This is a genomic window from Quisquiliibacterium sp. (assembly GCF_982640115.1).
The window spans coordinates 1-13,543 of sequence record NZ_CEXFHW010000109.1; the positions used below are offsets into that span (position 1 = coordinate 1).

Sequence of the window (13,543 nt, forward strand, 5' to 3'; positions counted from 1 at the left end):
GCCAATGAATGCCGGCTCTGAGCGCCCGCTGAGATGCCCCGCACCGAAGCCCTCCTGCTCGGACTGTGCGCGGCGGCATTGCTGCCGCTGCCTGTCCGGGCCCAGCCGGGCGCGGCTCCCGGCACCAGCGCCAGCGCGGGCGAGCCTGCCGCCAGCGACTACCCGCGCCGGCAGCCCGGCCTGTGGGAGGTGCGCAGCGCCGGCGCGCAGTCGGCCGGCGTGCCGCTGGTTCGCTTCTGCGTGGGCGAGGCCACCGATACCGCGGCCCAGCACCTCGACCGGGTGCCCGGCGTGCGCGGCTCGTGCAGCCTGGGCGCCTTCCGGCGCGATGGCCCGTCGTGGATTGCCGAGTCGGTGTGCCGCGACAGCCGCAGCACCGCCAGCAGCCGGGCGGTCGCCTCGGGCGACTTCGTCACCACCTACCGCATCGACACCCAGGTGCGATACGAACCGCCGCTGGGTGGCGTGCGTGCCGAAGACCGTGACTCCGTAGCCGCGAAACGCCTCGGCGACTGCGCTGCCGGCCAGCGTCCCGGCGACATGCTCATCCCCGGCATGGGCACCCTGAACATGACCGACGGTCACTTCCGTCCCGAACCTGCACCCCGCGCAGCCCGTCCGCAGGGCGCCGCTGCGGCGCGGCCCTGACCCCGCTTTCCCTTCCCGACCGAACCCCCCTCGCATCCGCAGGAGCCTCCATGACCCAGAACCCGTTCAAGACCCTGAAGGACTTCAAGCTCGCCTCGGGCAAGACCGGCCAGCTGCACTCGCTGCCCGCGCTCGCGCGGCGTTTCCCGAACATCAAGCGCCTGCCGGTGTCGATCCGGATCGTGCTGGAGTCGGTGCTGCGCAACTGCGACGGCCTGAAGGTCACGCCCGAGCATGTCGAGCAGCTCGCCAACTGGCAGCCCAATGCCGAGCGCACCGCCGAGATCCCCTTCGTGGTGGCCCGCGTGGTGCTGCAGGACTTCACCGGCGTGCCGCTGCTGGCCGACCTGGCCGCCATGCGCACCGTGGCCCGCGGCATGGGCAAGAACCCCAAGACCATCGAGCCGCTGGTGCCGGTGGATCTGGTGGTTGACCACTCGGTGATGATCGATCACTTCGGCAGCGGCAAGGCGCTGAACCTGAACATGAAGCTGGAGTTCGAGCGCAACCAGGAGCGCTACCAGTTCATGAAGTGGGGCATGCAGGCCTTCGACACCTTCGGCGTCGTGCCCCCGGGCTTCGGCATCGTCCACCAGGTCAACCTCGAGTACCTCGCCCGCGGCGTGCACAAGGGCAAGGACGGCGTCTACTACCCTGACACCCTGGTGGGCACCGACAGCCACACCACCATGATCAATGGCATCGGCGTGGTCGGCTGGGGCGTGGGCGGCATCGAGGCCGAGGCCGGCATGCTCGGCCAGCCGGTGTATTTCCTCACGCCCGATGTGGTCGGGGTCGAACTCACCGGCCGCCTGCGCGAAGGCGTGACCGCCACCGACCTGGTGCTCACCATCACCGAGATGCTGCGCAAGGAGAAGGTGGTGGGCAAGTTCGTCGAGTTCTTCGGCGCCGGCACCGCCAGCCTGTCGCTGCCCGACCGCGCCACCATTGCCAACATGGCCCCCGAATACGGCGCCACCATGGGCTTCTTCCCGGTCGACGAGCGCACGATCGAATACTTCGAAGGTACCGGCCGCACCAAGGGCGAGATCGACGCCTTCGCCTCGTACTTCAAGGCCCAGGGCCTGTTCGGCGTGCCCAAGGCCGGGCAGATCGACTACTCAACCGCGCTCAAGCTCGACCTCGGCAGCGTGGCGCCCTCGCTGGCCGGCCCCAAGCGCCCGCAGGACCGCATCGAGATCGGCAAGGTCAGCACCACCTTCGGCGAGCTCTTCAGCAAGCCGGTCGCGGCCAACGGCTTCAACCAGAATGCCGAGCGCCTGAGCCAGCCGGTGAAGACTGCCAGCGGTCTGGAGCTGCACCACGGCGATGTGCTGATCGCAGCGATCACTTCCTGCACCAACACCTCCAATCCCGGCGTGCTGCTGGCCGCGGGCCTGCTTGCCAAGAAGGCGGTCGAAGCCGGCCTGAAGGTGGGCAAGCATGTCAAGACCTCGCTCGCCCCCGGCTCGCGGGTGGTCACCGAGTACCTCGAGCGCGCGGGCCTGCTGCCCTACCTCGAGAAGCTCGGCTTCTCGGTGGCCGCCTACGGCTGCACCACCTGCATCGGCAATGCCGGTGACCTCACCCCCGAGATCAACCAGGCCATCGAGGCGAACGACCTGGTCTGCGCCGCGGTACTTTCGGGCAACCGCAACTTCGAGGCCCGCATCCACCGCAACCTCAAGGCCAACTTCCTGGCCTCGCCGCCCCTGGTGGTGGCCTATGCGCTGGCCGGCAATGTCATGGTCGATCTCATGACCCAGCCGATCGGCAAGGGCAAGGGCGGCAAGGATGTCTGGATCGGCGATATCTGGCCCTCGTCCGACGAGGTCTACAAGCTGATGAAGTTCGCGATGAACCCGAAGGTCTTCCGCGAGAACTACGCCCAGGTGGACAACAAGCCGGGCAAGCTCTGGGAGAAGGTCAAGGGCACCAAAGGTCAGGTCTACGACTGGCCGTCCTCCACCTACATCGCCGAGCCGCCCTTCTTCCAGGACTTCGCGATGGAGCCGCCGGCGGCAGGCGGCTCCATCCGCGGCGCGCGCGCGCTGGGGGTGTTCGGGGACTCGATCACCACCGACCACATCTCTCCGGCAGGCGACATCGACGCCACCTCGCCGGCGGGCAAGTGGCTGCAGGCCAACGGCGTGCTCAAGGCCGACTTCAACAGCTACGGCTCGCGCCGAGGCAACCATGAAGTCATGATGCGCGGCACCTTCGCCAATGTGCGGATCAAGAACGAGATGATCCCGGTCAAGGCCGACGGCTCGCGGGTGGAAGGTGGCATCACCCTGCACCAGCCCAGCGGCGAACAGATGCCCATCTATGACGCCGCCATGAAGTACCAGGCGGAGGGCACGCCCACGGTGATCTTCGGCGGCGAGGAATACGGCACCGGCTCGTCGCGCGACTGGGCGGCCAAGGGCACCCAGCTGCTCGGCGTGAAGGCCGTGGTGGCACGCAGCTTCGAGCGCATCCACCGCTCCAACCTGGTGGGCATGGGCGTGCTGCCGCTGCAGTTCAAGGGCACCGACAGCGCGAAGTCGCTGGGCATCACCGGCAGCGAGCGCTTCGACATCGAAGGCCTCGACGGCGAACTCAAGCCCCAGCAGGATGTCACCCTGGTGATCCACCGTGCCGATGGCAGCACCGAGCGCAAGGCCGTGCTGCTGCGCATCGACACCGCGATCGAGGTCGACTACTTCCGCCATGGCGGCATCCTGCCCTTCGTGCTGCGCCAGCTGATGGCCGCCTGATGGCCCGCTGATCGGCGTCGACGTCGCCCCCATCCGCCCCGGTCCACCACGGCCGGGGCGGGTGTCGCCGGGCATCGGCTTCGATTACACTGCGGCGCACGCTCCCCCAGTCCGCCGCGCTTGCTCTCCAGCCCCATATCCCCGAACCGCCCGGGCCTGACACCCTGGCTGCGGGCACTTTGTCTTGGGCTGGGGGCACTGGCCGCCTGCTGGCTGGCGAGGGCGCTGTCCTTCCAGAGCCCGGTAGGCATGCTGCTGTGGCCTGCCGCCGCGCTGGCCCTGGCCGCAGGCTGGCGGCATGGCGCGATCTGGACCCTGCCCTCGGCGCTCGGCGCGGCAGTCTGGGCCATCATCGACTTCGACAGGCCGGCCTTCGCCGCCACCGCCTTCCTCGCCAGCCTGGGCGGGCCGCTGCTGGCGATCGCGCTGCTGCGCCGCCTCAATGCCTGGAAGCCGGCCGACTACCGCATGGAGGCGGTGCTGCGCTTCACCCTGATGGCGCTGCTGGTGGCCGCGCCGCTCGATGCGCTGGTGGCAGCCGCCGGCCTGCGCAGCGCGGGCTTCATGGACGACGGCAACCCCGCCCATGTGTTCATCGCCTGGTGGCTGATCGACGCCACCGGCATGCTGCTGGTGGCGCCAGCGGTGCTGGCCGCCGCGCGCGACGGGCTTTCGCAGCCGGGGGCCGGCGGCGAGGAGCGCGCCGGCATCGATGTGGCGGCGCTGCTGCTCACCGCGCTGCTGATCTGCGGCAGTCTGGCGTTGTCGGCGATCGGCCAGCATGAGTACAGCCACGCGATCATCTTCTGCTTCTTCCCCATCGTGGCCTGGACCTCGGTGCGCCAGCCCGAGCGCACCACCGCTCTCACCCTGCTGCTCGCCTCGGGCATGCTGCTGGCGCTGCGCGCCTTCCAGCTCGGGGATGCCGACGACAATCTCGCGCGCACGCTCGAGGGCACGGTGCTGGTGCTCTGCGCGGTGGTGGTGGGCCTGCTGATGCAGGCCGTGGCCACCGACCGCCGGCAGGCGCTCACCCGGGTGGCCCTGCAGGCGCGGCAGGACATGACCACCGGCCTGCTGAACGACCGCGGCCTGCTCAACGAGCTGGCCGAGCGCCTGGCCGCGCCGGAGCGGCCGGGCTATGGCCTGGTGGGCATCCACATCGCCAACTTCGACACCATCAACGATCTCTGCGGTCCGATCCAGGGCCTGCACCTCGAGCAGGGCGTGGCCATGCTGCTCATGCGCCAGCCCGGCGCGCTGCAGGCAGCGCGCCTGTCCTCGGGGCGCTTCGCGCTGATGATCGTGGCCGATTCGGTGACCAGCGTGCGCGCGCTGGCCCGCGAGCTCTACGCGCAGCTCAATGGTCAGGTCTACAAGGCCGAGCACGGCAGCATACGGCTGCAGGCCAGCGTGGGCGGCCTGCTGATCGCGCCCTCGATCATGATCGAGAGCGAGGACTGCCTGGTGTCGCTGTCCGATGCCATGAGCATCGCCGCCAGCGTTCGCGACCCGCAACTCTTCGTGGAGCCGCTGTCGCAGTCGATCATCGACACCCGCCGCGCCCATCAGGGCAAGCTCGAGCATGTGCGCGAGGCGATTCGCGCCAAGCGCCTGGAGATCTTCGCCCAGCCGATGATCGATCCCGATGCACCCGCTGGCATGCTGGCCTACGAGGTGCTGATCCGCATGCGCGACCCCGCCGGCCAGCTGATCCGCCCGCCGGAGTTCCTGCCACTTGCCGTGCAGGCGCAGATGACGGTCGCCCTGGACCGCAGCGTCATCGAGATGGTGTTCGAGTGGCTGGCCCAGCATCCCGAGGCGCTGGCGCGCACCTGGAAGTGCTCGATCAACCTCTCGGGCATGACCATGAGCGACGGCATGATCGCCGCCTTCATCCGCGATCAGCGAGCCCGCTTCGGCATCCCGGCGGCACGCATCGTGTTCGAGATCACCGAGAGCGAGGCCATCCGCAATCCCGGGGCGGCATCACGACTGGTGGACGAACTGCGCGCCGAAGGCTTCGGCATCGCGCTCGATGACTTCGGCACCGGCCTGGCCACCTTCGAGTACCTCAAGCGATTCCCGATCGACTACCTCAAGATCGACGGCTCCTTCATCCGCAACCTGGTGAATGATCCGATCGACGAGGAGATCGTGCTCTCCACGGTGCGGGTGGCGCGGCGCCTGAATGTCAAGACCATCGCCGAGCATGTGCACAACCTCGATGTGTACGAACGGGTGTGCGCGTTGGGCGTGGGCTTCGTGCAGGGCGAGTTCATCGGCGCGGCGCAGCCGATCCGCGAGGTCTTCGAGCCGCGCGACGACTTTGCGACGCGAACCGCCGCGGCCCGCGCTGCCGCGCGCAGCGGCAGCGAGCCGCCGCGGCTGGTGATCCCGGGCGAACGGGTGCTCAGCCGGGCAGTGTCCAGCGAAGGTCGCTGAACCAGGCGTTCAGCGCGCCCCCACCCTGGTCGGTGTCGGCGGCCAGGGCCACGCCGGTGAGCGCCGGCGTGCCCGGGCCGTGCTCGACCCCGAATGCACGGCGAAAGTCGGCCGGGATGTCTCGCTCCTGCGTCCACCAGGGCCCCGGCGCTGGCGCCGACCGGATCACCAGCACCTGCACCCGCGCGGTGTAGGGCGAGGCCAGCAGGGTTTCGGCCGGCGCCCGCGGGTCAGCCACATAGCACAGGCTCGCGGCCGGCAGGCGAGGATCGTGCAGCCCCCGGGCCAGCCTGAGCAGCAGGCGATCGGCGATCGGCACCCGCTCCAGCGGGTGGTCGAAGAACAGGTACAGGCGCAGGCTGAAATCGTCACCAGCCTTCTCGCCGAGCGCGCCCGTGCCCGCCGGCCAGGTATCGGTGCGCCACGACCAGGCCAGACGCTCGGCCCGCAGCGGCGGATCGAATCGGCACACCAGGCTTGAGGCCGAGCGGCGCGACTCGATCTGCAGCACCGTGCCGCCAGGCCCGCTCACCAGCCGATGCCGGTTTGGCTCGATGCCGCGCAGGGTCTGCACCTCCCAGGCTGCGGGCAGCGCGCCGCCGGGCGCAAGATCGGCGAAGCCGGGCGTGGGCTGGGCCGCCGGCCGCGACGAGACGGCAGCGCGCACCGGCACCGGGCCAGGGGCAGGCTCGACGGCGCGATCGCGCAGCCGCGCCGCCGAAGGATCCTGTGCCCGCGCCGGCGTCTCGGCGAGCAGACCGGTCAGCGCCAGACCGGCTGCAGCGAGCCCTGTGCCCAACGCCCGCCGGCGGGCCGGTACCGGCGTCGACACGGAGTCCGTGCGCCCGCCCCGCCACGCGAGGAAGCGCCGCCAGTCTGGCGCCTCGTCGACATCCCAAAGGGTGGGCAGCTCGTGCCAGCGCAGGCCGGCGGCGGCAAGCCGCTCGCGGGTCTGCCCCATCACCCGCGCCGTGCTCCAGTCGATGCCGCGAAACGCTGCCGGCGCATCACGGCGTGCGCCGACCAGCGCGTAGCCGCCATCCTCGGTCGGGCCGAAGACCATGTCGTGCCCGGCCAGCGCCGCGAAGGCCGCGCGAATGACCTCGGCGTCGATCGGCGGACAGTCGCAACCGATCAGCACCGCATGCCCTCCCTCGCGCAGGCGATCACGCAGGGCGCGGGCCATGCGCTCACCGAGATCGCCATCAGGCTGGGCGACCCAGCGCATGCCGTGGCGCCGGGCCAGCGCCACCATGCGGCGGCCGGGGTCGTGGCCCGTGACGCACAGCCATGGGCTGACACCCTCGATGCGCGCCACCGCCGCCAGGGTGTGCGCCAGCAACTCGCGATGGATCGCCAGCGCCTTGTGCGGCCCGAGCCGCGCGGCAAGGCGGGTCTTGACGCGGCCCAGCTCGGGCGCGCGCGCAAACACGATCAGGTGACGGGGCAGCTCGCTCATGGTGGGCCACCGTAGTAGCGACGATGCAGCCGCCGCGGCGACTCGCCCAGGAAGTAGCGCAGTCGCAGCGACCACATCAGCAGGATGGTACGCAGCACACCATCGCGTTCCCAGCGACGCGCGCTGGTGACCGCCGGTGGCCGCAGCGCGGCGGGTCGGCCCGCCGCACGGCGCAGGGCCGCGCTGAGGGCGATGTCCTCCATCAGCGGGATCTCGGGATAGCCTCCCACCGCCCGCCAGGCAGCCGCGCTCACGAAGATCGCCTGGTCGCCGGTGCAGATGCCGGTGAGGCGCGAGCGCCGGTTCATCATTGCGCCCACCCCGCGCAGCAGCAGACGCGAGCTGTCCAGGCGGACATCGAAGCGGCCCCAGCGTGCGCCCGCGCGCAGGGCTTCACCAACCCGCGCCGCCCAGCCCATCGGCAGGCGGGTGTCGGCGTGCACGAAGATCACGGCGTCCCAGCCGGCAGCCAGCGCGGCCGCGCCGGCGTTCATCTGCAGGGCACGCCCGCGGGGCGCGGCGATCACCGCCGCCCCCGCGGCATGGGCCAGCGCCGGACTGTCATCGCCGCTGCCGCCGTCGGCCACCAGCACCTGCGAGGCCTCGGCAAGCAGGGGCGCCAGCGCCGCGACCAGACGGGGCGCCTCGTCGAGCACGGGCACCACCACGGCGATGCGCGGGCTCATGCGCCGCGCCGCCGGGTCCGTGCGCGCAGCGCCTGGCCAAGCAGGGGCCAGCCACGGCGCGCCGCCACCATCAGCAAGGCCAGCGCGCACAGCCCCAGCAGGGTCTGGGGCGAGAGCGCCTCCTGCGCGGACTCGAACTGCGCCAGGCGGTTGCCCACGCCGGCCAGCACCACCATGGCGGGCAGCATGCCGATCAGCGTGGTGAGGTAGAAGACGCGGGCACGCACGCCGGTGAGCCCGAGCAGCAGGTTGACCACGAAGAAAGGCAGCACCGGGACCAGGCGCAAGGAGAGCAGATACAGGAAGGCGCCCTCGCGGGCGAGGCCATCATCGATGCGCGCCAGACGCCGACCCCACATCCGCAGCAGGACATCGCGCAGCAGGTATCGGGCCGAGAGGAACGACAGCACGGCGCCGGCGCTCATGCCCAGCGCCGCCAGCAGCACCGCCCAGCCCGGACCGAAGATCGCGCCGCCGACCAGGGGCAACACCAGCGTGCCCGGCAGCGAGAACGCCGCCATGGCGAGGCAGGCCGCCAGGAAGCCCAGGCCCGCGACCACCGGGCTGGCGGTAACCCAATCGGCCAGCGCAGCCTGATGCAGACGCAGCTCGGCCAGGGCGAGTCGCCGATGCAGGCCCAGCCCGAAGAACAGACCGATCCCGACAGCGAGCAGCGCGATCAGCGCCCAGCGGCCCCGGCTCACCCGCGCGCCGTCAGGGGGTGATCGCCACCAGCACGCTGCAGGGCGCGTGCTCGATCAGCGCCTTGGACACCGAGCCTCGCCACCAGCGCTCCGCCCAGCTGCTGCGGTGCTGGTGTCCGACCACGATCAGGTCGGCCTTGACGGCCTGGGCGCAGCGCACGATCTCATCGACCGAGCTGCCCGCGACCACCTCGCCGCGGGCGCTCAGGCCAGCCTCGGTGAGGCGGCGCAGGCCGGCGGCGAGAATGGCCTCGTACTCGGCACGGTCGGCCGGCTCGGTCTCGGCACCGTAGGCCCAGCCATCGGCCACCACCGGAGTGACCGTGGTGGGCATCACCGCGATCAGGTGCAACTCGGCCTGCGACCACTGCACGATTTCGCGGCAGTCGAGCAGCGCCTTCTGTCCGGACTGCGACCCGTCATATGCCAGCAGAACCCGCTTGTACATGATGCCCTCCCGAGTTGAGCGACCGCACCGCGGGCGGATGCAAACCCCGCCCGCGCACGATACCTCAGTCCAGCTTCACGCCGAGCGCCTCGACCTCGCGGATCCACTGCACGGCATCTTCCCGCCACATCCGCAGGGCATCGGCTCGCCCCTTGGTGGCATCGGGAATCGCGAAGTTCTCGCGCAGGGCGCGCGCCCGCGGCGTCTCATTGCCCTCGACGGCAACCCGCGAAAGCAGCTCGAGGATCTCCACGGGCACCGCCGAGTTGGCGCTCAGGGCGAGCCCACCCTCCAGGCGCGCTATCGGCGCCTTCAGACCCTGCTCGATCAGGGTGGGCACATCCGGCAGCTTGGGGCTGCGGTACTGGCCGGTGGCCGCGATCGGGCGGATGCCCTTGTCGCGCACCGTGGCGAAGGCCTGGAAGCTGCCCACCGCCATGGTGAGCGTGCCGGTGCCCATCTCCACCCACATCGGCCCCTCGCCCTTGTACTGGATGGCCTGCACCTTGCCGCCGAATTCGCGATTGAGTGTCTCGGCCAGCACGTGCGGGTAGGAGGCGACGGCATACGAACCCATGGTGGTGGGCTGGCGCTTCACGAACTCGGTCAGCTCGGCGAGGTTGCGCACACCGGTCTTCTCCTGGACGGCCAGCACCAGCGGCCCCGAGGGGAACACCGTGATCGGCGCGATGTCCTTGGCAAGATCGAAGGGCAGCTTGCGATAGAGGACCCGGGTCTGCCAGAGCATGCCGGTGGTGGTCGACAGCAGGGTGTAGCCATCGGGCGGGGCCTTGAGCATGGCCTCGGTGGCGATGATGCCGCTCGCGCCGGGCCGGTTCTCCACCACCGCCGGCTGGTTGAAGCGGGCGGTGAACTGCTCGGCGAAGAGGCGCGCATAGGCATCGCTCAGACCACCGGGGGCGGCGCCGACCAGGATTCGCAGCGGTCGATTGGGATAGGTGCCCTGAGCGCGGGGCGCCGAGAGCGGCGTGGCCGCGAGGGCAGCGCCCGCGAGCATGAGCTTGCGGCGGTGGGTGTCGGTCATGAGCGGTCTCCGTGATGGGTGTCGGCGCTGGCGCCTGTGCTTGTGATGCGGCTCGGCGGCGCCATCCGGTGGAGGGTCCGCGTGATCCGGCCATGGCGCGTTCGCGCCACCGCCGGATTCTCGGCAAGCTGCCCGGCGACGGCGGCAAGACCCTGCGACTCATCGGAGATCGGTCAGGAAATGCCCGTTGCTCAGACAAGACCGAGTTCGGCTGGCGTGGCTCCGGGGAAGACCCGCTCCAGACGCGCGGTGTTCAGCCCGTAGAGGCGCTGAAAGACACCGCCCAGCACCGCCCGGTACTCGTTGAGCACCGGGCAGTCGCGGTCCTGGAACAGGGTCTGGCGTTCGAGGCGGACCTGCTCACCCGCCACCCGCCCGCCGCGCACGGCACCGCCGAGCAGCCAGTAGACCGTGCCATGACCGTGATCGGTGCCGCGATTGCCGTTCTCGCGCACGGTGCGTCCGAACTCGCTGAGCACGACCACCAGGGTGTGCTCCCACAGCGGCCCCATGCCCCCGGCGAAGGCGGCCAGGCCCCGACCGAGCTCTTCGAAGCGCGAGGCCAGCGCACCGGTGGCCGCGCCCTGCCCCACATGGGTATCCCAGCCGCCGACATCGATGAAGCCCAGCGCGTGCCGATCGCGCATCAGCCGGGCCACCCGCCTTGCCTCGAGCTCGAAGCCGCGGGCGCTCACCGCCTGACGGCCGGCCTGCGCCATCTCGCCGGCGAGGTCGCGCGCGGCCTGCTCACGCACCGCGAAGCCCTCGGCAACCTCCCGGGCCAGAGGCGTGTCGCGGTACATCGCGCTCACCAGCTCACGCTGGCGCGCATCCACCGGCCGCGCGGGCGCACGCACCGAGACGGTGGCCACCGGCTGCTCGCCACGCAGGACGAGCGGCAACTGCTCGGTGAAGGCGATCGGCTGTCCGGCCCCGATCTGCGCCGCCAGCCGGTTGAGGAAACCGGAGGCATAGTTGCGCGGCCCCTCTGGCGCCTGCCCCATTTCGATCGCGTCCTGGGTCTCGAAGTGGCTGCGGCTCAGGTTGTGGATGCCCGAGAAGGGCAGGAACAGCGCCTGGCCGCGGCGATAGAGCGGCAGCACCGTGTCGGTCAGCGCCGGATGCAGCGTCCAGTCGGCGTCGAGGTGCAGGTCGGTGGCGGCGGCAGGATCGGGCACCGGCAGCGCGATGTTCGGGCGCACCTCGCGATAGAAGCGGCTCTCGCGCGGCACGAGCAGGCTCAGGCTGTCGTAGCCGCCGCGCAGGAAGACCATCAGCAGGCGCGCGCCTTGCGGCTCGCCCGCCCAGACCCGGCTGGCCACCAGGGCGGGCGCAAGGCCCAGGCTGCTGCGCAGCCAGTCTCGACGCTTCATCGTCATGCTCCTTGCGAACGGGGCTCAGCGCATCATGAATGCCGGCGACGCGAGCAGCAGAAAGTTGCGCTCGGCCACCGAACCGGCCCGGGCCAGCGCCGCCTGGGTGGCCGGACCTGCCGGGCGCGCAAGCGCCAGGGCCACGGGCGTTGCGCCCATGGCCCGGGCGATGTCGAAGCGTGCGGTCATCTGACCGGGGCTGCTCCAGGCCGGGGCCGAGAGCGGGTAGCCGTCGGGCGTGGGCCGCGAGAAGAGCGGCTGCCCCAGGCGCGCCAGCCAGCCGAGCGCGGGCGCCGGATCGCGCAGGGGCTGGGCCTCGGCGACGAGCCGCAGACCCGAGCAGACGAAGTGCATCGGGGTCTTGAACAGCCGACCGAGCGAGGGCTGGAATGCAGGCGATCCGATCAGAGCCTCGATGACCGGGGCGATCTCGCCGTCACGCTCGAGAAAGATGTCGGCGGCATGCGCCACCAGCGCCGGCGGCGCCGGGTCGGCCACCAGGTAACGCACGAGCTTGCCGCACACGAAGCGGGCAGTGGCCGGATGGGCCGCGAGCAGGTCGAGCACCTCGTCGAGCTCCTCGAGACCGCGGCCACGGATGCGCCGGCCGAGCAGCTGCTTGTCGCCGCCATCATGGCGATTGGGATTGAACTCGAACACCCCCTCGCGACGGTAGAGCGGCTGCAGGCCGGGACGCAGTCGGGGCGTGTCATCGGTGAAGTTCACGCCCACCCCGGTGAGCACCCGCGCAAGTTCCTGGACATCGGCCTGCCGGTAGCCACCATCGACGCCCAGGGTGTGCAGTTCGAGCAGTTCGCGGGCGAGGTTCTCGTTCAGGCGGCCGGCCGCATTCTGCTCGTTGTCGAGGTAGCGCAGCATCGCGGGATGGCGCACCGCCGCGCCGAGCAGATCGCGGAATCGCCCGAGCGCATGGGCGCGGATCGCGCGCTCCTCGTAGTCGCCCACCAGGGCCCGCAGGTTCGCCTTGTACTGATTCACGCTGAAGTGGTTGAACCAGAACCAGGTCATCAGCTCACGCAGCTGGTGGCGGGAGTGCACGGCCTGCAGGAGGCTGCGCGCCTGGGCCTGCCGGGACCACTGCGCGAGTTCCTGCTGATAGGCCTGCCGGGCCGCGCGCTGGCGGGCCTCGTCGCGCTCGGCCTCGGCGGCACGGCGGCTGCGCTCCAGCGCGATCAGGAGGGCAGCGAGCCCGTCGCGGTCAGGGGGCATGGCGGGCAGTGTTGCAGCCACCTCGGGCGGCAGGCCATGGCCCGGTTCGGGGCGCAGCTGGGCCGCCAGCCATGACGCGTGGCCGAGGCTGGCATGGGCGGCCAGCAGCGAAGGCGTGCATCCCCAGCTCAGGCGATCGAGCCAGGCACCGGTGTCGGCGCTTGAGGGGGCACTTGAGGGGGCGTTTGCCGTGGCGAGCGGGCCTGAGGCTGCCCGCGCAGGCCCGGACGCCGCGCCCGGCACCGTGTCCGCAGGCGATGGCCCAGGTACCCTGCCCGGCACGGCACAGCCCGCCGTGAGCACCACGCTGCCCGCCGCAGCCGCCCGCAGCGCCCCGCGGCGGGAGGCGCGAAACACCGTTGCCGTGACCCCGGCGGGATTCGCGGGTGGAGACAAGCCGGACATGACGGGCTCAGGCATAGCATGAAGCGCCAGGCGCCACCACCCCGCGCCACCTGGACGCGCCCTCTGAAAAGACCAAGGGCTCAGGATCCGTGAGGAACCTGAGCCCTTGTTTCCGTTGGTCGGGACGGCGGGATTCGAACTCGCGACCCCTTGCACCCCATGCAAGTGCGCTACCAGGCTGCGCTACACGCCGACAAGCTGAGAATTATAGCTTGAATCCAAGTCTATTCAGACCGTGAGCATGGCGCGAATATGCAAAAGTTCTTGGTGTACCGACAAGGCCGATTCAAAACCAGGTCGGTACGACAGATGGGTTGTCATTTCATGGGCCAGTTCATCTG

At 70.7% G+C, this 13,543-nt stretch carries 10 protein-coding genes and 1 tRNA gene; 3 read left to right on the forward strand and 8 right to left on the reverse strand.

Translation table 11 applies throughout. The features are described from left to right. The first annotated feature begins 33 nt into the window (after nt 1-33). From AC2H6A_RS12670 to AC2H6A_RS12680, 3 genes are all read left to right on the forward strand, one after another. Nucleotides 34-648 (forward strand): DUF3617 domain-containing protein, encoded by a 615-nt coding sequence (locus tag AC2H6A_RS12670; RefSeq protein ID WP_484273965.1) that lies wholly within the window; start codon nt 34-36, stop codon nt 646-648. A 50-nt stretch (nt 649-698) separates the two neighbouring features. Continuing rightward, nucleotides 699-3,407, forward strand: coding sequence for an aconitate hydratase AcnA (gene acnA, locus AC2H6A_RS12675; RefSeq protein ID WP_484273966.1), 2,709 nt, complete (start codon nt 699-701; stop codon nt 3,405-3,407). Between the two features lie 120 nt (nt 3,408-3,527). Further along, nucleotides 3,528-5,852: a sensor domain-containing phosphodiesterase gene (locus AC2H6A_RS12680; protein WP_484273967.1), complete on the forward strand. Its 2,325-nt coding sequence runs from the start codon at nt 3,528-3,530 to the stop codon at nt 5,850-5,852. On the opposite strand, the gene AC2H6A_RS12685 is transcribed toward AC2H6A_RS12680, so the two are convergent. The 8 genes from AC2H6A_RS12685 to AC2H6A_RS12720 form a co-directional block, all read right to left on the reverse strand. Then, nucleotides 5,821-7,311: a TIGR04282 family arsenosugar biosynthesis glycosyltransferase gene (locus AC2H6A_RS12685; protein WP_484273968.1), complete on the reverse strand. Its 1,491-nt coding sequence runs from the start codon at nt 7,309-7,311 to the stop codon at nt 5,821-5,823. The genes AC2H6A_RS12680 and AC2H6A_RS12685 overlap by 32 nt on opposite strands. Beyond that, the gene (locus tag AC2H6A_RS12690) at nt 7,308-7,997 is read right to left on the reverse strand and encodes a TIGR04283 family arsenosugar biosynthesis glycosyltransferase (RefSeq protein WP_484273969.1); all 690 of its coding nucleotides are present in this window, start codon (nt 7,995-7,997) and stop codon (nt 7,308-7,310) included. The genes AC2H6A_RS12685 and AC2H6A_RS12690 overlap by 4 nt, the downstream gene beginning before the upstream one ends. Beyond that, nucleotides 7,994-8,701, reverse strand: coding sequence for a TVP38/TMEM64 family protein (locus tag AC2H6A_RS12695; RefSeq protein WP_484273970.1), 708 nt, complete (start codon nt 8,699-8,701; stop codon nt 7,994-7,996). Before AC2H6A_RS12695 ends, AC2H6A_RS12690 begins: the two co-directional genes overlap by 4 nt. A gap of 10 nt (nt 8,702-8,711) precedes the next feature. Then, nucleotides 8,712-9,149, reverse strand: a complete 438-nt coding sequence (locus tag AC2H6A_RS12700; RefSeq protein ID WP_484273971.1) for a universal stress protein — start codon at nt 9,147-9,149, stop codon at nt 8,712-8,714. A gap of 64 nt (nt 9,150-9,213) precedes the next feature. Next, on the reverse strand, nt 9,214-10,194 hold the full coding sequence (locus AC2H6A_RS12705; protein WP_484273972.1) for a Bug family tripartite tricarboxylate transporter substrate binding protein: 981 nt from the start codon (nt 10,192-10,194) through the stop codon (nt 9,214-9,216). Nucleotides 10,195-10,385: 191 nt separating this feature from the next. Then, nucleotides 10,386-11,567 carry a DUF1501 domain-containing protein gene (locus tag AC2H6A_RS12710; RefSeq protein ID WP_484273973.1) on the reverse strand — a complete coding sequence of 394 codons (1,182 nt, stop codon included), beginning with the start codon at nt 11,565-11,567 and terminating at the stop codon, nt 10,386-10,388. Between the two features lie 24 nt (nt 11,568-11,591). Continuing rightward, nucleotides 11,592-13,103: a DUF1800 domain-containing protein gene (locus AC2H6A_RS12715; RefSeq protein WP_484273974.1), complete on the reverse strand. Its 1,512-nt coding sequence runs from the start codon at nt 13,101-13,103 to the stop codon at nt 11,592-11,594. Nucleotides 13,104-13,318: 215 nt separating this feature from the next. Then, a tRNA-Pro gene (locus AC2H6A_RS12720) sits at nt 13,319-13,395 on the reverse strand. Nucleotides 13,396-13,543: the final 148 nt, after the last annotated feature.